The sequence below is a fragment of the Nibrella saemangeumensis genome (assembly GCF_039541915.1).
Taxonomy (GTDB): Bacteria; Bacteroidota; Bacteroidia; order Cytophagales; family Spirosomataceae; genus Nibrella; species Nibrella saemangeumensis.
Map to the genome: position 1 here is coordinate 188,898 of NZ_BAABHD010000030.1, position 17,201 is coordinate 206,098.

Consider the following 17,201-nt stretch of genomic DNA (forward strand, 5'->3'; position numbering starts at 1 on the left):
ACTCTAAATAGTAATTTTGTCTACTCCTACTTCAATAACCTGCTGCACACTCTCCGGCAGGTTCGACAATAAGTTGTACCCCGTACGCTTCTCTACCTCATCTACGCTTATTCGGTAATTCACCCATGGTTGTTCCCCTACTGCATTGGTATTCGGCATCCAGACCGCTATAACTCTTGTCTGTGCGTTTATCCGCTGCACATCGTTACTTCCGACCGGTAGCACGACAATGACCTTCCACAGGGCATTAGGCACCGTTACTTTACCGCCAGCTAGTGCATCAGCCTTCCCGTTATCTCCTTCGCCTCCTTTGCCCGATGTTCCGGCAATAATATACAATTCATTCCCTTGTTCCACCAGTTTACGGCTGTATTCTTCCAGTAATCGCCAACTCTCCCGGTTATGCTTAGGAGCCTGCGGTACGATGTTGGTTAGAATGAAGGTTGATTGGTTCTCCGCATCTGTAGCATCTCTATCATCCGATGGACAAAGATGTCCCCTGTCGTAGCCGGTATTGGTGTAGTCAGCATGTCGCACCTGGTACCAGCCGGAAGGTAGTGTTTGGTCGGGAATGAAGTTTCCACTATACCGGGATGCACTACCCTTCCATGCCGAAGATAGATGCCATGAACACCAATTCGCAATTCCCCTATCTAGATTATACGATAACGTATAGGTTGGTCGGGTAATCAGGTATTTGTCAGGACTGCCGGTATTAGCTCCATCCGGATTGCCCATAGCCAGATTATCGTCACGGGTAGGAGTAGTATTCTGGGGCTCTGGTTGGGAGTCTCTTTTACAATTCGTAAGAGTAATGGAAACACTTAAGAGTAGCAGTATCAGGTAACGGAGGCGGTTCATAGATTAAAGCTTTTGCTTCTTGAACGCAGATTTAGCTGCTAGGTTTGAAGCATGTTGACATCTTACAACAAAGCGGTTTCGCTATTCATCGGCAGAATAATACCCCCTGCGTGTGATACAGTGCCTTATACCTCCTCTGGGGTCTTCCATGTCTCCGGTGTATCTGGGTATCAGATGACAATGAAAGTGCATGACCGTTTGACCAGCCGCTTCGCCACAATTCATACCTATATTATAGCCGTCAGGGGAGTACTCCTTTTCTATGAGGGCTTTTCCAAGGTCAATTACTTTGGCCATATGCTGTTTCTCCTCGTCATCCAAGGCAAAGAAATCGATGCGGGACTTAACCGAGATGATTATCACATGTCCTGGTGATACAGGATATTTATCCTTTATTATATAAAACAGCTCGTCCCGGTACAAAACCGAACTTTCAGGTACTGAATCAAATACGCTCATGCCTAGAAGGTAGCCGGAAACTCAATGGATGGCTTCCATGTATGGATGGAACTGTCTACTGCAATTCGATACTGCTTCCTAAGGAATTCTTCGCGTTCTTTTGGAGTCTTCCCGGTCTGGTTTATGATGGTTTCGCCCAAAGGATGCTTACTATCAATAAAGAACTCATTGCGCTTGTAAAGCCGGTGGAGGTACTTTATTTCCGGTACCCTTGCGCTTTTCTGTCGATTTATGGATTTATCGGCTAGGACTAGATTCCAGACTCCATTAATGTTTGCTTGCTCATGAAGTCTCTTATTGGCATGTGGCAGGAAGTGGTCTACATCGCACAGTCGGTCAGAACTCGTCACTACCGATATATCCTGAAAGCTATAAAAACATTTACCTTTCTGGTAGCCGTTTAATGAGTCACGTACCGAGGTAATATCTTTTCGTCGCATGAAATTGCTCTCAAGGAAAAACAGCCCCTTATCTTCGTCATATTGTACCTCAAGCAAGTTAGGATTTATGTTCAGGTTCCAAGCTGTCTCCACCAACTTCCAGCGTGCTTCGGTTTCCTGGTCGAAGTTCTGGAAGTGAAATGACTCCTTAAGACTCAGCAGATTGTCGGTAAGTACAAGCTCCTTTTTACGGTGCGCATAGTTCTTCTCATAAAAGGGCTTGGGTATGATGCCACTGTTTACAACCTGAAAGGCATCGACCACATTGACAAATCCAATCTTCTCTGTTACAGCTAATAGTTCATCCTTGGGTACCTTACTGTTCATGAAGGCTCTGCACATATCTAAGAAACTGCTTGAGCCAGAATTGCCCTGCTTATCGTTTGCCCGAAGGTGTTCTATAATATGCTGGGAAAATGGCTCAGCCAGGTCTCTTAAGCTGACAGTGGTCCTTTCCTGTTCAATCAGTTCTAACAAAGACTTTGCAAAAGCAAACTTATACGTAGCGGAGTTCTTACCAAACAGGATAATTGCCCGCCATTGAGATTCGAGGGAAGTGTCTGTAATGTGAAAGTCAGTCATGAGTTAAATGGCCTATCATGTACAAGTTAATCAATATCAAGTTAATCAATATGCAACAGAAGATGGCCACACTATAAGAGACGGTTAGCAGCTCAGGGCTTTGACCGCATGTGGCGGCTACGACAGGAATGGTTGTCGCCATGCTACACGACCCGATGGGGTGACCTAATGGTGACCAGGTGACCTGAAGTCAGGTACTCATAAGGACCCCGGTGACCGACTGGCTCACGTTCTGAAAACCGGCTACTTTGGGTAACCAGCAAGGCTGAAGTTTCTCCGGTTTCTGGCATAAGGGCTCTTTATTCCTTTTCGGTTTTTCCAAATTTTATTCTATTAATGCTTATATGTGACTACTAAAAAGTTTTCATGGATAATGTTACATTCTGTTCACGCAGTAATATATAAATCTGTTTGTTCAGTCAGCAGATAGGTTGCCTTTTGTAGTAAAAGAGAAGCAGGACCAGATGCACACGTGTTACTTCTCTCTAGAAATTCTCCAGAAATTCTGCCTTATTGTCGACGCGATACAAAGGCTCAGGAAGGGCTTTTTTAAGCTTTCTGAGACCTTTCTCTTCTCTGTATGAATGCCTTGCTTTTCGCTCTAAGAGGAGGGCTTAAACGGAAGATTATCCGTTCGTCTATAATTCATTCAGATGCCCACGCTTCCACCTTCAGGTTTGGTTTGACGCCAGTGGCTTTTTCTATTTCCTCCATCATTATCTTCTCCACAAAGTGTTCATTACCAACCGTAGTACAGATGGAATCATGGATGGTAATAATAGGAATAGTAGGATGTTCTTTAGCGATGCGTTTGGCAACGCGCTTGAGGAATATTATCGACTCCACGTTTTGGAGTAAAAGGGCCAGTGTACTGTGTTTTTCCTCTTTTATTATTCTGAACAGCTCATATACGGAGGGGAATAACTCTTTGAATCGCTGCTTGTTTGCGTAGAGGTAACTTTCGTGTCTATCACCCGTCATAGCATCTGACGCGTACATGGCCGTAAGTACTACCCTCTTAACTTTGTTCCTGTCCAGGGGTTTGTTTACCCCATCGGTTGTATCTGTGAGTTGGTTCTGCATATACTCATATAGTGTACCCCCCTCTACTTCTCGTTGGAACACTCCGTAATCCTCTGTATCAAATTTTAAATATACCCCTCCATTAACCTTCTCTTTATCAGAAGGTTGTCTTCTTTTTCCTGGCATAGGGTGTATAAACTGGTATGTATGTGTATTGGTAATATAGTTGTTACTGTGGATACGTCTTGTCTTGGTTCTACTGATGTATTCGTCTAAGTACTTAAGTACTCTATCTTTCCTCACCTCCATATTCTCTCTGTTTACCTTGTTCAGTTCTTGTACGTTTAGTAATTGATGGTTGTTAACTGTTTTGTTCATATAGAAATTCTTTCTGAATAGTAGTAGGGACAGATACGGTTGTGAACATGATAAGTCAACCGCTGTTATTTTCTCTCCTCTGTACGATATGAACTTCCGTAACGCCTTGAGACAGTTCGTTAGTGGTGTATGTAACCGTCCTGCCTTTTCGTCTACCTTCACCGGCCATTGCTTGTCTGCTATTCTTTCTATCATGTACTCATACACATGATATTTACGTTCTATCTTTTCTCTGCGTTTCTCAGATATTGGCCTTCCATCCCTCGGTGATAAGTTACGTTTCTTCCATTCCTTTATATACTTGGTTGCTGCTTTAACATCAATCTGGATTCCATCCAGCCATTTCACTATGTACGGGTATTGTTGCTTAGCTGATAACTCGTATCCCCTTCTACTATCCTCTATCTTGCGTATCAGTTTCCTGTCGGTTATCTCGTCGACCCGTATACCGTGTCGGTACCTCTGGGTCAATCTGTATGACATGGAATGTTCTCCTGTTCTATAGCTCGGGTTAATTTTAATGACATGATGATGTTCCAGATATTTCATATGTAAGTTGTATTTTCTGTTCATTTTCTGAAGTATATCTGCATTCAGGTTGACGTATGGATTGCTTCCCTGACTGGCTGTCTTCCGGTCCCATATAGGTCGTTCCCATATCTGGTGGATGATATACTTGAGAAACTCAACATTGCATTTGAAGTCAGGTGGTGACTGCGCTATCAATCTGTTTAGGTCGAGGTTATCCGGTATCCTGACTGGTAATTTGTCTGGGTATGGTTGTCTTACTTTTACCATTGTATACAGTAGTTTATTTATACAATATAAAATTTTACAAATAGGTTCCATGGGGAAATATTGTACCGATTTTAGTACAGAAAAATACAATTATCAGAACAATGTACTATTTTCGGTACAGATTGTTATAGGTGAGCCTATGCACTCTGAAGGTTATTTGGATTGTGGTAATGGCTGACAGGACCATTTGTGTCTTTTCTCAGCGCTGCTTCACTATTGTTGTAGGCAACGCGTTTACTAGAAGATTCACGGATATAACACAACGCCGATGCGTCGGACGGAGAGAAACGGAGTCCGACAGCACCTCGCCATCTTGGTTAGTCTTGAGAGGATTTATGGTCGATAATCCGTCTGCTCAGTCTGTGCTTGGTTTAGGATTCGTGGTTATCAGTAGGTATGGTTTGACCAAGGAGAAGCTTTCTCCCAAAAAAAGACGAGATAGACGTTTGGGTAAAATTCTGGTCCTGTAGGGCGTTTTGCTGCATTCAATTCCTCAGTCGCTGCTAATAAGCCTCATGTGACCGCTACTCTTAAACAACCTCAATGGAAGAATCATGGATGGAGAGCTGAGAATCTGATTAAGAGCTGAATGGTATGGAGGAGTGACTATGGTATCTGCATACCGACCAAGTTGACATCGCAGCGGTGGACCTGTTGCTGATGCCGATGCCTGACCTTTGGGGGCAACCCCTCGTCCGGAATGCTGCTCAAGCTAAATGGATAGGTAATGTGCTTCAGAAAGGTTCTACTTCGGGTATGTAATCGGGGCTACATACTCGTTACCATATTGGCCAATGAACCGGTCGAACTTTGCTCAGGAGCTACTATCTCTGGCGGATAGACAAAGAGACCCAGTCTCGGAAAATATCGCTGGTTGTAGGGGATTTTCTCTCAGTGGGTAACCGTGGGTACCGTTGAGGATGGACGGGTAATACAGCTCTGTGCTGAGTCGGTCCACTCGGCGCGTTGGTTTCAATCTGCGACTCAGTAGTAACTGACGTGGACGTGGATGCTTAGGACCAGTCAGGCCAGATGATATGAATAGCATCGGAAGCCTATAGAGAATTGGTAAACCACCTGTGGACACTTATAAAAAAAGCCGTGATGTGACCCACGGCTTTTTTCTTGCAGAATCGGTGTAGCTGACTGTTACAGCGTCAGTACCTCAGTAATTTCCTCGCCAAACTGGCTGATGACCCGCACCGCAATCTTCTTGCCCGGCTTGTATGGTATTGGATGAGACCGGTGGCCATACAGACGGTCCCACGCATCATGGTCCAGTTCAATTTTAAGGGTCTTCTCGGCTTTCTTCTTAGTGCCCTGCTTGGTTAGGTCGTTGAGGCCCTTCTTGAACTTATCAAACTCGTCCTTGTCTCCTCCGCAGAAGAATACCTGCTTTACTATGAAGTTGCTACCGTCATAGTCGTCGTCCACCATCCAGTATGCGATGTCGGCAATGTTACGGGGCTTCACCTCATCCCTCATAGGGTCGTAGATGTCCAGACCGCAGATTTCGGTGGTGACCTCGTTGCCGCTTCGGTGGAGGTTGATTTCAGTTTCACCGATGGTAACGAACGATGCGGCAGACCGGACATTTTTCTTGGTTAATCCCTCCTGCAACAGGTCATCGTGCATCCGGACCTTCGTCACCTCGAATGCGCCCACGCTGGTCGTTACACTTTGGTTGCTGATGTCAGACTCGAACGAGAAGCCCAGTATGATGAGCCAGTCGGCATCACCCGCTGCCCGACACTCCTTGACCGAATCGTTCACAGCCTGCTTGCTGACCGTACCGAACTTGGGACCGATGTGGATGTAGGCTTTGCGTTCTTTGCCTTCAGCGTCGTTATAAAAGCCCTCAGCGTGAAGCAATGCGCTACCCCGACGCTCTACCCGCTTGAACACTGCGTTCTCGTTGCGGATACCGTTCTTGATTCCGGCTGACTTCAGGTGTTCGAAGATGCGCTGCTCGAAGGTGTTGGTATCCTCAACTTCGCTTTGACTCAGGTTATCGCTATCCAGTTCCTGCGGGGATACCGGCTCGAAGTTCTGTAAGGTCTCGACAGTGAACGGTCCGGCGACGCGTAGCTTCTTGTTATCTACCTGCGGTTGGTCATACAGCGTTTCTTCCTCTGCCGGTTCGCCATTGGCAAGGCTCTTCAGGGTGATGTGCGGTACTTTCTTATAGATGAATCCCTGCCGGATGTCGCTGGTCTTCTCGTCGTACAGCGTGTAGTATGGGAAGGTAGCCGTCATCAGACGAGTCTTGGCGATGTTGAGTGCAATCCGGCTGGTGTCAATCGTAATCCAGCGACGGCCCCATTGTTCGGCTGCATAAGCAGTGGTGCCGCTTCCGCAAGTCGGGTCAAGGACCAAGTCGCCTGGGTCTGTTGTCATCAATAGACAGCGTTGGATAACACTTTTAGTAGTTTGAACTACATACCACTTGCCTTCTGCACCACTGACTCCTACGTCTGACCAGACATTATTTATTGCATAAGCAGGAAAATCATCTAAATAGCGAACATAATTTAGGGAATTGCTAGATGGTTCTATTCTGTTTGCTTTGATTAGATTAATCATTGATTTTTCCTCGGTCTTCCAGTATCCTTTAGGGTAATAATCTTTCCCATTCAAAGTCACTGTATATCTTGAACCTGGGCTTTGGCTTGTAATGTCACTAAGTCTATAAAGTTTTGACCCAGGCGGCAATAAAGCTAAATCATCCCTCTCGGCCTTAGATAAAAGACGGCGCTGTCCATTCGGTAGTTCAACCTTGTTATAGGCGGAAGCTCCTTCTCCCATGACTTCTTTCGATTTGTATAATTGCCTATATTTTAAATAATCAATATCTTTTGCATACCAGACGATGTAGTCATTTACACTTGAAATAAGTTTGGAAGTGCTACTTGTCGTTTTAACAAAAGTTATTAATGAGACAAAATTTTCACTTCCAAATACCTCGTCCATAATACATCTGACAAGATGAACGTTGGTGTCAGATATTTGGACAAAGCAGGAGCCGGACTTTGTTAGCAATTCTTTGGCTATGAGTAGCCTGTCGCGGAGGTAGCTTAGATACGAATGAATACCTTTCTCCCATGTATCCCTGAATGCTTTTATCATTTCTGGCTCGCCGGTTAGGTGTTCGTCGGAGCCATCTTTCACGTCGCGGTTATTAAGCTTAATCTGCCAGTTGGAGCCGTATTTGATGCCATACGGTGGGTCGAAGTAAATCGTTTGTACTTTACTGGCCATGCCTTCCCGTTCCAGCAATGAGGCCATCACCAGTAGGCTGTCACCTTGAATAAGCCGGTTCTTCCAATTGTCGGAGTACTGGTAATAGTCGGCTACCTTATCCAACTCATCCATTTGCAGGGCATTGCCGAACATGGAGAACAGGTCAAGCTGTGGGTTCGGCTGCTCCTTCAGTTTGTACAGGTTTTGAATGAGCAGTTCGGGACTGATGTGTTCGTGCCGGTACAGGCTGCGGATGTCTACCTTCAGCAGTTCGTCTCGGTCGTCGTTGCCGTACTTGTCCAGCCAGTATAATTCAGGGTCTTGTCCCCGATGGGTAACCGGATTCTTTATGTAAGAGGCTTCGGTTTTGTTGGTAGGTTCCATGCCCGCTTCCTCCTTGCTGGGGATGTGAGCGCGTTTATCCTGAGTGTACTTAATTGATTCAATCATGGTGGGGTAAAGGCTTACAGGCTATTGATTAGGTCGGTGAGTTGGTTCTTGATGGTGCGGATGTCATTGGCAATCTCAATGAAATGCCACTCGTCTATCTCGTAGTGTTCCCGTACGGAATTGACGGCCGGGAGCCAGCGGTTTTCAACGTACCACTTCTTTTCCGTTTTCTCCTTATTCATGCCGGTTACTTCGATGATTAGGTTAATAGTATTTCCCGACGCTGTCATGCACCTAGCGATAAAATCAGGGAAGTACTGTCGGTCCTTTCCGTTAGGTCCAACATAAGGAATCTGGAAGCCTAGGAAGGCGTTCTTCACGTAAGCAGTCACCTGAGACAACTCGTCCAGCGTTTTAGCCGCTATGCCCTCCCAGCCGGAGTCCATCACCACATAGTTGACATGGCTGTTTTCAGTCTCGTACACTTCCTTACTGGTGTTGCCGTTGACGTAGACCGTACTACCAAACCGATTATAGTGGTTGAAGATGGGCATGATTTTCTCTCGCCCCTGTTGCTGAGCCAAGATGCCCATATTGATGTGGTCAACCACCGGCTTCATTCCTCCGTGGTCGAAGCTACCGTACATCACCAGTCGCTTGAGCGTCGTGTCCGTTTCTCCTACAACCTGCAATCTGGTATTGTACCATTCCTCCACCACCGACTTTAGCTTATTGAACTTCTGGAACTGTCGGTTACCGTCAACGTCGGCGTAGTGGTAACGAATCAGCTCTTTGGTCAGGTTATAAATAACGGTGTTGTCCCGCAACTCATCGCGGTGAGCCTTTACCTCCAGCTCCTCTACTTGGTGACCGAACGCATGGCTAAGGATGGTCCTAACCGGGAAGCGGGTAAAGTCAAGCTGGTAATTATCAACACCGGAGTAATCAGCCTTGATGTCACCTTCTGCCACTTCCACCCGGTAGCCGATTATATTAGGGAACGTGATTTCGTAGGCGGATTGACGCTCCGGAATAGCCCTGACGTGTTTGTGTTCGGTCGGTTCGGGCAGAGTGGTTGTTGTTCCCCCTTTAAACATCTTGAACGGTACGCCGATGATGTGGGCGTATTCGGGCGGAAACTTCCAAATGATGTTCTCTTCCCTGTACCGGTATACGTCTTTGGCGGGAATGGGCTGTCCGGTCTCGCGGTTGTAGGCTTGCAGCAGGTACGATTTACGGCGCAGCGCACGGCCTGCGACCTGTTCGCAGAGCAGTTGTGACCCAAATGCCCGCAGTCCCATGATGTGGGTAACCGTATTGGCATCCCAGCCTTCAGTCAGCATGGATACCGACACCACGCAACGGATGTGCGACCCTAATGCCCCTTTCCGGCCTACGGTATTCACTACTTCCCGCAGAATATCACCATCGGTAATGTTCTCCACCGACTTGTCCGGGTGTAGGATACGGTACTCCTGCTTAAACTTCTCAATTTCGGTAGCGAAGACCTTCTTAAAGTCGTCGTTTACCTGATTGCTGTTCTCCAGAGCATCGCTGTCGATGAGCAGGGTAGGCGGTTTCTGGTACGGCTGACGAGTTTGCGGATGGTAGTTGCTGAATATGTCATATTTACCGGGAATTGGGAGCACCTTGCCTGCCGCGTCAATGGTTTCGTATCCGGCAATGTGCTTATACACCTCCTTGGATACGCCTGTATTGTTACAGACCACAATAAAGACGGGCGGCTCACTGAACAGGTTGACCGTAGCCTCGCCCATTGTTCGAATGCCCTGTTCATACTCCAGATAATGGTCTACAAACTGGTCCAGCGCCGAAGTGACCAATAGGGGCAGGTTTGGCTTCTCGTCAGTCAATTCCTTGCCGCTGTCCTTAGCATCCTTCCGTTGACGAGTTTGGCCTTTCTTCGGCAGGTCTCCCTTCACATGTTCGTAGAGATTGCGCAGCATCGGCATGGTCAGCTCCTGTGTGTTGTCGCGCTCGGGAAGGAAGGGTATCTTGACCAGTCCGCTTTCAATGGCTTCTATCAGACCAAAGTCGGTCACTACCCAGGGGAAGAGCGAGTACGCCGGATAGCCGGAGCCGTTGAGGTAATAGGGCGTAGCGGACAAGTCATAGACGTACCGGAGCTGATACCGCTGGGCAATTTCCCGCAAACCGGTAAACCAGACCGCAGCACGGGCATTTTCCTCCTCCGTATCTCCGTCTTCGGACTTGATACCCTTCATCTTGGGCAGGTAACAGTGGTGTGCTTCATCGTTCAGGACCAGCAAGCGGCTACCGGTCTTGAACTTGCTGAGAATACGCTTGAAAACCTGATTGAAATCCTCTTTAGCCTCCTGCTTTTTGCCGTCTGCACCAATCTTACCATCCATCGGGCTGCGCTTATTCCCTTGCAGAGTACGGGGTTCAAACTGATGGTAGTTGACAATGGTCAGGCGGGCGTTTAGTCCCTCCAGATGGGGTTCGTATTTGGCAGGAACCAGCCCACGGAGCCGGTAATAGTCATTAATCGCGTTGTGGTTCTGCGTAACGGTGTCGACGTACAGAACACCCAGCCGGTCCCGGATGGTGATACCAGGAGCTACTAACAGGAAATTGTCTGCAAATCGCTGGTCGGTGCGGTACTCCTGCCGGTTAAAATAGTGGTAAAGTATCAGCGTCGCCATCACCACAGTCTTACCCGTACCCGTCGCCATTTTAAAGGCTACACGGGGCAACTGGCTTTCTGCCTGTTCAGAAACGGTCTGCTGGGCTCCCCGCAGCCGATTGAGAATATTGGTACCGGCGTTGGACCGGTCAGCCACCTCGTTGAGCCAGATAGCCGTCTCGACTGCTTCCCGCTGAGCGTAGAACAGTCGTTTGGTGACAATCCGCTCGGGATTGTTGAACCAGAAGTCAAGCAGCTCTTTGGTTACGCGGGTTGTGTTCGGGTAACCATCGGCTCGCCACCTGCCGACCTCCTTCCGCACCAGATTGACCAACTGCTCACCGTACTGTGGTTCGTAGTCATTGACGGAGAACAGTTGCTTCTGTGGACCCTGCTTTTGGGGTATCACCTGAATGTCCGGTGTAAATATCCGGCGACCGGTTCGGATGTCCTCATAGTTGAGGTTACCAGTGGCATCGGTCGCATAGTGCAACTGCGGTTCTTCGTAAGGGTTGTTAAGAATCGGGTTAGGTTCTGGGGTGGGCATTCTGATTGCTCATTGCTTAGAACCTCTAAGTAACCAGAAAAAAAGTAAATATCATCAAAGGTTGTTATCCATCGGTAGGGTAGCATCGGTGTTATTTCGGAGAGACATAAATGAGGGTACAAGTAGTTGACTGATGGTCAACCATGTGTGTGTCTACTCAAATTGGAGAACTACGTTTTTAGGTTTTTGCCTCCAATTCTTCACTGAATTCCTCCACCTCCAGACATAACGTCGTGTGCGAGCCCATAGAGTAAGTCTTACGGGTAATCAGTAATCGGCAACTCCCCCAATCGGTATAGGACGCATCATCTTCCAGTAACCACGCCGGAATAGTGTGACTACTAAAATACCCCCCGCCACAGGACAACCTGTACCTGATGAAATCGTCCGGATAACCATGCTTAGTACACCAGTTGAAAATTAATCTGTAGTTCAGCGTTTATCCGTTAGCTCTACTTTTAAATGCACTGTTAGCATTAGATTATTTTCCCTCCCTTACACATTTAGGGCATTTGTCTGTCATTTTAGCTAAAGCTCCTGGCGTTGAAATTGTTATAGTCCCCAAGGAGTTATTCCGAGGCCAACAGTCGTTACACAAATATCTATTACATGATGGACAGGTCTTAAATTGGCTGCCGAAAAAAGAAATAGAACTCGATAAAGGGTCATGCTCAAGTTTGCCGCAGTTGTCACACTTTTTTGAACCTACTATAAAGTTTCCTGTAAGCCCTGACGTGTTATATACGCCGCCCTTTGCTCCAAACACAGAACCGCTAATACCTAAGCTGCCATTATCGATGTAATTAGGATTGCCAATTTTTACATGCCCGTCTTTTATAAAGAATTGGCTACTGGATGAACTTAAAGTTTCTTTTTCAAGCTCGGCCACCTTGTTTCTAAGAACCTTTATTTGTTTTTCATATTTTTCTTTATCCTCGTTCCCTGTCGCCCGTGCTTCTTCAAGCTTGGTATTTACTTCTTCTATTTGACTCTTGTATTCCTCTAGTTTTCCGACGGCCTCAGTAATCTCCTTAGTTGCATTTATTTTTTGAAGAACTTCCTTTTGTTTGTCAAGCGACAAAGAGTCCATTACCTTGTTAAAAGATTCAATTACCGTTTCAAAATGTTTATTCTTAACCAAGAAGAGTTCGGCTAACTCATTTAACATCTTCTTTTGAATCTCACGTTTTACACTTGTAATATCCTCAAACTCATTAATCCACGGTATAGGTTTTGTTGTTTTAACTTCATTTATAAAGTCTAAAGTTTGAAAAGTTACGTAATCAGGGAGAGTTGGTGTAAGTAACTTCTCGGCCTCTTCTTTGTTATTACTGCATCTTTCCATTACAGTACGATATGATTGGTAATGGGGCATAAGTGCCTTCCTTATGAAGACTAACATTCTCTTTTTATTCCGATGTGCATAAATATATTCTCCATGAGTTGGCGCAATCCTTTTGTCGGAGAAATATTCACTATAGTTAGGCCACTTTAATCCAGCTCCATACCTTCCATCAATCACCAATACCATTACAAAACACTTATCTAGGACAGGAATACAGGATTCCCAAGGTTCTAAGTTTGGAGAGTTGTCCGGAAAACCTTCCGCAGAACTGAGAAAGGGCTTGTATCCGAGTTCGGTCAAAAACCTAGCTAATTCAGCACGCAAATCTTTTAAATTGTAATCGGTAGAACTTATAAAAATTGGGAAGGTATATTCGCTTGATGTATCCATACTGTAAAGGTCTTTAATCACTATTAAGACCTAAATTTAAGGAAATTTTTTCATTTTTATTTTTACTTCGCTAGCCAATGAAGAAAACGGAAGTTTTATTCACTTTATTTGTAATGAGGGCTATATACTCCAGAACGGCAGACAACACTTCGGTGGTTATCAACTCTCGTTCATTTCCTATAGAAGGGAGAAATCAGAAACGGTACCGAGTTCATGTATTTCCACATATGCATTTTACCTCATCTGGATTGGCCCAGCCATAGCAAATTGTAGTTTTGTCAACCACAACTTCAATTACCTGCTGTACTCTCTCCGGCACGTTCGACAGCAGGTCATACCATGTACGCTCGTCTACCTCATCCACACTTATCCGAAATGTGCTTGGGAGCCTGCGGTACGATGTTGGTTAGGATGAACGTACTTTGGTTATCCGCATCGGTAGCATCTCTATCATTTGATGGACATAGATGCCCTCTGTCGTAGCCAGTATTGGTGTAATCGGCATGTCGTACCTGATACCAGCCGGAAGGTAAAGTTTGGTCGGAAATGAAATTACCGCTGATTCTGACGCACTGGACAGACTACGGTCACCGGAGCAGAGAATGGTAGTCAATGAGCGGAGCTGCCTCCACCAGTGCGATGGTAACCAAGGCACCACTTACAAAAGAGCATTGACCGCATCATCCAAAACCTCATTCTCGAAGCTATCGAGGTAGATACGCGTCGTCTGCTCACTGTCGTGACCCATCAACTGGCTGATAACCGCGATTGGTGTACCGCTCTTCTTAAGGGTTGTAGCAAAGGAATGGCGGGCGACATAGGTCGTTAACGGTAGATTGATTTTCTTCTTACGGCCAATCTCTTTCAGGTCATTATTGATTTGTCGGTTCAGCTTGCATAATCGGTTCTCTATCTGCATTGGGGTAACATGCCGGTTTCGGTGCAGAATGGGAAATATATAATCATCGTCCTGACCGGACTCTTTCCCGTAACTAGACAGTATAGCTATAGCTGGAGGTAACAGCTTTATATTAAATTTACCCTTAGTTTTCTGTCGGATGTATAAAAGACGCTGATTCCCGTTCTCGTCGGTCAGGATATTCCGCCAGCGTAGCTGGGCTAAATCTACAAAGTTGATGCCTCCGACATAAAAACTGAACAGGAAGACATCCTTAGCCAGTTGTACCCGCTTTGTACCTGCTGCATACTCTTCTATCTTCCTGATGTCCTCACGGCTAACCGCCCGCTTCTGGGTGGAGGTGTCAAACCTGGATACCGAGAACTTATGAGTCTCCGACCGGTTCCGGCTGAAGGGGTAGGCATCCACTTTAACCAGTCCCTCTGATATGGCTTTGTTGAAAGCAGCCCGCAGCGTCCGGAAGTAGACTGAGATGGATGTCTCTCTACACTGCTTGGCCCGCAGGTAGGTTTCAAAGCGATTACAGAAGGCCACATCAACCGATTCAAAAGGAAAGTTCTTGTCGTTGGTAAAGCTAATAAGCTGGTTCCTCAGGTCGCGGTAGATGTTGGCATTGCCGATTCGATTACCCCTGACCAGCTCGTCCCTGACCTCTTTCAGGTATGTGAGAACATAAACTTCACGTTTAGCTTCCGACTCCGGCTGCTTTCGGGTAATCTGCTTCACCTGGTAGTTCTCTTTACCCTCGAATTCTATAAGCTGCCGATGAGCCTCTGTGAGCTTCTGGGTCAGCAGGCCAGATAGCTCCTTCCGGTTCGGGTGTCGGCGGTTGGGTAGATTAGTGGCATCATCCCAAAGCTCGGCCTTACAACTCAGGCCGGTACTGATGGTCTTGCGTTTACGGTCTTTGATGAAGGAGAGCAGAATAGGATGCTCCCCGTTGCGGAGTGTCTTGTGTGTGTACAGAATCAGACGGACAGAGGCCATAGTTGTTGCCAGTTTGGTTGAAACATGGTTGAAACAACTACGTTGAAATTAGGCAAGAGCGATAAGAGCGCAAAACCACCTGTCCTGATTATCAGCTACTTAGCTATATGTTCTTAGCTCAGCTGGTTCAGAGCATCTGCCTTACAAGCAGAGGGTCGGGGGTTCGAATCCCTCAGGACCCACCCTCATTATCAGGCACTTAGCATCAATGTTAAGTGCCTTTTTGTTGTTGGTTGAAACAAGTACACGGTTGCCTCAACTCACTAACAAAGACGACCTCTTATGCCGGTTATGGACGTACGCGGGAGTTGATGACCAAGACTTTTTCCCAGATCTGTTTATGTTGGCTAATGAACCGCTGATGAACCGGATGAATTGAGTACAGCTTGATTTCTTCCTCGTTTCGATACGTGCAGTAATGCATCACATCGTAGTCGGGTGCCTGGGTCAGGTCTGCCCGCACCGTAACACCCGCCTGATAGGACAAAATATAAGGAATGCTATCTTTTAAGCTGGCAAAGCCTTGCATGTGCTGCTGGATGGCTTGTGGGGTAGTACCGGCTTTGAATTTAAAACAAACAATGCGTTGAATGGTGGCCTGTTCGGGTAGGAGTACCGAAAGGGTCGGCTGTCTGGTGGTTGACGTATAGCCTTTGGGCTGACAGGACCAGAGCAGGCAGGTGGTCAGATGCAGAATTAGCAGAGTTCTCATTAGCGTCAGGGTTCACCTGCCAAAGCCAGACATCGGAACAATATACTACCGCAGAAGAAGATCGACCACAGTACCCTGGCGGCTACTGTTTACTTTCGCTCTTTGATTGCCCACTGTTATGACCGCCGGCCGAACGGCAAACCAGCCAAGGGTAATCTGATAAAACTAAAAAGCCTTCCCTTCCTGCCTCAAACTTTAGCAATTTCTTCCGCAACCGGCTTCTCCTGACCTGCGGTACGCTGCGCCGGCCGATCAGGCTGTGAGGTGCTTGCCTCTTCAACCGGGAAAACATCGTCGGCAGGGGCAGCAAGTTGGAAAGTAAAGAAGAGGATGCTGATGAACCGGATGCGGTCGACCACGCTGTGGTGGTAGCCCAGGAGCGAACGGTTCAGGAACCGGCCACCCTGCGCATACGAGAACGACAGCAGTGAAAAGAACCGGACAAAGGTAGAGTTGGACAGACGAACGAGTGAAAACCCGGTCTGTCCAAGCTGAATGGATACCAGCGTAAAATCCATAAACGTTACGGTGTTTTGACCTTTACAAATTTATACTCCAAAGTAGATAATTTCTATATAAAAACAAACCCACTGTCAGAGACGGCGGGCTGTCTGATTTACTCAACGTTATGAAAACTATCTATGTTCTGGTTACGGCAGGTTTATCCAAACCTCTGTGATTCAGTAGCAATTGCTTAATGAACAATACAAAGGTACGGTGCCTTACCGGATGCTACATTGAGATCAGATTAAAAAAGCGGAGCCAATGATTAAAATGCGCTGAAAGGTGAAGCATCCGGACAGACCGTCCGCCCGTGAGAAAAATGCCCCGGCCGACCCACCCGCTTAACCCTTGCTTTAGCTCAGTTTTCTTGTATGCTACGCAGATCCTTTTTAATTTAGCCGGTAAACTGGCCGGACAATAAACGAAATGATCCCCTTCCGGCGTTATCTAAACCAAAACCGTTCAATACGTATGAAAAAGAAATTTTGGCTGCCGGTTGTGTTGATGTGGTTCGTTGTTAGTATCGGCCAGGTGGCAGCCGGCGATGACAAATCTCCTAAACGCAGTGAGGAAGAAGGTATTCAGTTTACCGATGCCGCCTGGGCGGCTATCCTGAAAAAAGCCAAGGCTGAAAAGAAGGTGATCTTCCTGGATGCCTACGCCAGCTGGTGCGGCCCCTGTAAACTGCTGCAGAAAAATGTATTCACCAAAAAAGAAATTGGTGATTATTTCAACAGACAATTCATCAATGTCAAGATGGATATGGAGAAAGGAGAAGGACCTTCGGTCGCCCAGATGTACCCGCTTGAAGCCTATCCGACCCTATTCTTTATAGACGGTAACGGCCGCGTCCTGAAAAAGGTAATTGGCTACCGTTCCCCCCAGGAACTGCTGTCGATTGGTAAAAGCGTAAAAGGTCCATCGCTCTAAACGCCCGCAATAGCATTCTGAGAAGCCC

13 protein-coding genes and 1 tRNA gene are annotated in these 17,201 nt (G+C 46.6%); 3 read left to right on the top strand and 11 right to left on the bottom strand.

Annotated features, from left to right (window positions below; genetic code table 11):
* Positions 1 to 3: 3 nt before the first annotated feature.
* The 3 genes from ABD949_RS15835 to ABD949_RS15845 form a co-directional block, all read right to left on the bottom strand.
* Positions 4 to 861, bottom strand: coding sequence for a DNA/RNA non-specific endonuclease (locus tag ABD949_RS15835; RefSeq protein WP_345244827.1), 858 nt, complete (start codon positions 859 to 861; stop codon positions 4 to 6).
* Between the two features lie 81 nt (positions 862 to 942).
* Complete coding sequence (locus ABD949_RS15840) at positions 943 to 1,320, bottom strand: HIT family protein (protein ID WP_345244828.1); 378 nt, start codon at positions 1,318 to 1,320, stop codon at positions 943 to 945.
* Between the two features lie 2 nt (positions 1,321 to 1,322).
* Positions 1,323 to 2,342 (bottom strand): HNH endonuclease domain-containing protein, encoded by a 1,020-nt coding sequence (locus ABD949_RS15845; RefSeq protein WP_345244829.1) that lies wholly within the window; start codon positions 2,340 to 2,342, stop codon positions 1,323 to 1,325.
* 48 nt (positions 2,343 to 2,390) lie between these two features.
* Between ABD949_RS15845 and ABD949_RS15850 the strand changes: the two genes are divergently transcribed.
* Positions 2,391 to 2,525 (top strand): DUF4113 domain-containing protein, encoded by a 135-nt coding sequence (locus ABD949_RS15850; RefSeq protein ID WP_345244912.1) that lies wholly within the window; start codon positions 2,391 to 2,393, stop codon positions 2,523 to 2,525.
* A 462-nt stretch (positions 2,526 to 2,987) separates the two neighbouring features.
* On the opposite strand, the gene ABD949_RS15855 is transcribed toward ABD949_RS15850, so the two are convergent.
* The 6 genes from ABD949_RS15855 to ABD949_RS15880 form a co-directional block, all read right to left on the bottom strand.
* A complete protein-coding gene (locus ABD949_RS15855) occupies positions 2,988 to 4,541 on the bottom strand; it encodes a hypothetical protein (RefSeq protein WP_345244830.1) in 1,554 nt (517 codons plus the stop codon).
* A 1,149-nt stretch (positions 4,542 to 5,690) separates the two neighbouring features.
* The gene (locus tag ABD949_RS15860) at positions 5,691 to 8,231 is read right to left on the bottom strand and encodes a site-specific DNA-methyltransferase (protein ID WP_345244831.1); all 2,541 of its coding nucleotides are present in this window, start codon (positions 8,229 to 8,231) and stop codon (positions 5,691 to 5,693) included.
* 14 nt (positions 8,232 to 8,245) lie between these two features.
* A complete protein-coding gene (locus ABD949_RS15865) occupies positions 8,246 to 11,386 on the bottom strand; it encodes a BPTD_3080 family restriction endonuclease (RefSeq protein WP_345244832.1) in 3,141 nt (1,046 codons plus the stop codon).
* 481 nt (positions 11,387 to 11,867) lie between these two features.
* On the bottom strand, positions 11,868 to 13,121 hold the full coding sequence (locus tag ABD949_RS15870; protein ID WP_345244833.1) for a DUF4062 domain-containing protein: 1,254 nt from the start codon (positions 13,119 to 13,121) through the stop codon (positions 11,868 to 11,870).
* Positions 13,122 to 13,477: 356 nt separating this feature from the next.
* On the bottom strand, positions 13,478 to 13,684 hold the full coding sequence (locus ABD949_RS15875; protein ID WP_345244913.1) for a DNA/RNA non-specific endonuclease: 207 nt from the start codon (positions 13,682 to 13,684) through the stop codon (positions 13,478 to 13,480).
* A gap of 95 nt (positions 13,685 to 13,779) precedes the next feature.
* Positions 13,780 to 15,027 carry a site-specific integrase gene (locus ABD949_RS15880; protein ID WP_345244834.1) on the bottom strand — a complete coding sequence of 416 codons (1,248 nt, stop codon included), beginning with the start codon at positions 15,025 to 15,027 and terminating at the stop codon, positions 13,780 to 13,782.
* 109 nt (positions 15,028 to 15,136) lie between these two features.
* Here ABD949_RS15880 and ABD949_RS15885 point away from each other — a divergent pair.
* Positions 15,137 to 15,209: transfer RNA gene (locus tag ABD949_RS15885), tRNA-Val, on the top strand.
* Between the two features lie 107 nt (positions 15,210 to 15,316).
* Here the strand turns inward: ABD949_RS15885 and ABD949_RS15890 are convergent.
* Both ABD949_RS15890 and ABD949_RS15895 read right to left on the bottom strand, forming a co-directional pair.
* Complete coding sequence (locus ABD949_RS15890) at positions 15,317 to 15,739, bottom strand: Dabb family protein (protein ID WP_345244835.1); 423 nt, start codon at positions 15,737 to 15,739, stop codon at positions 15,317 to 15,319.
* Between the two features lie 188 nt (positions 15,740 to 15,927).
* The gene (locus tag ABD949_RS15895; RefSeq protein ID WP_345244836.1) at positions 15,928 to 16,257 is read right to left on the bottom strand and encodes a hypothetical protein; all 330 of its coding nucleotides are present in this window, start codon (positions 16,255 to 16,257) and stop codon (positions 15,928 to 15,930) included.
* A gap of 457 nt (positions 16,258 to 16,714) precedes the next feature.
* On the opposite strand from ABD949_RS15895, the gene ABD949_RS15900 reads away from it, so the two are divergent.
* The gene (locus ABD949_RS15900) at positions 16,715 to 17,173 is read left to right on the top strand and encodes a thioredoxin family protein (protein ID WP_345244837.1); all 459 of its coding nucleotides are present in this window, start codon (positions 16,715 to 16,717) and stop codon (positions 17,171 to 17,173) included.
* Positions 17,174 to 17,201: the final 28 nt, after the last annotated feature.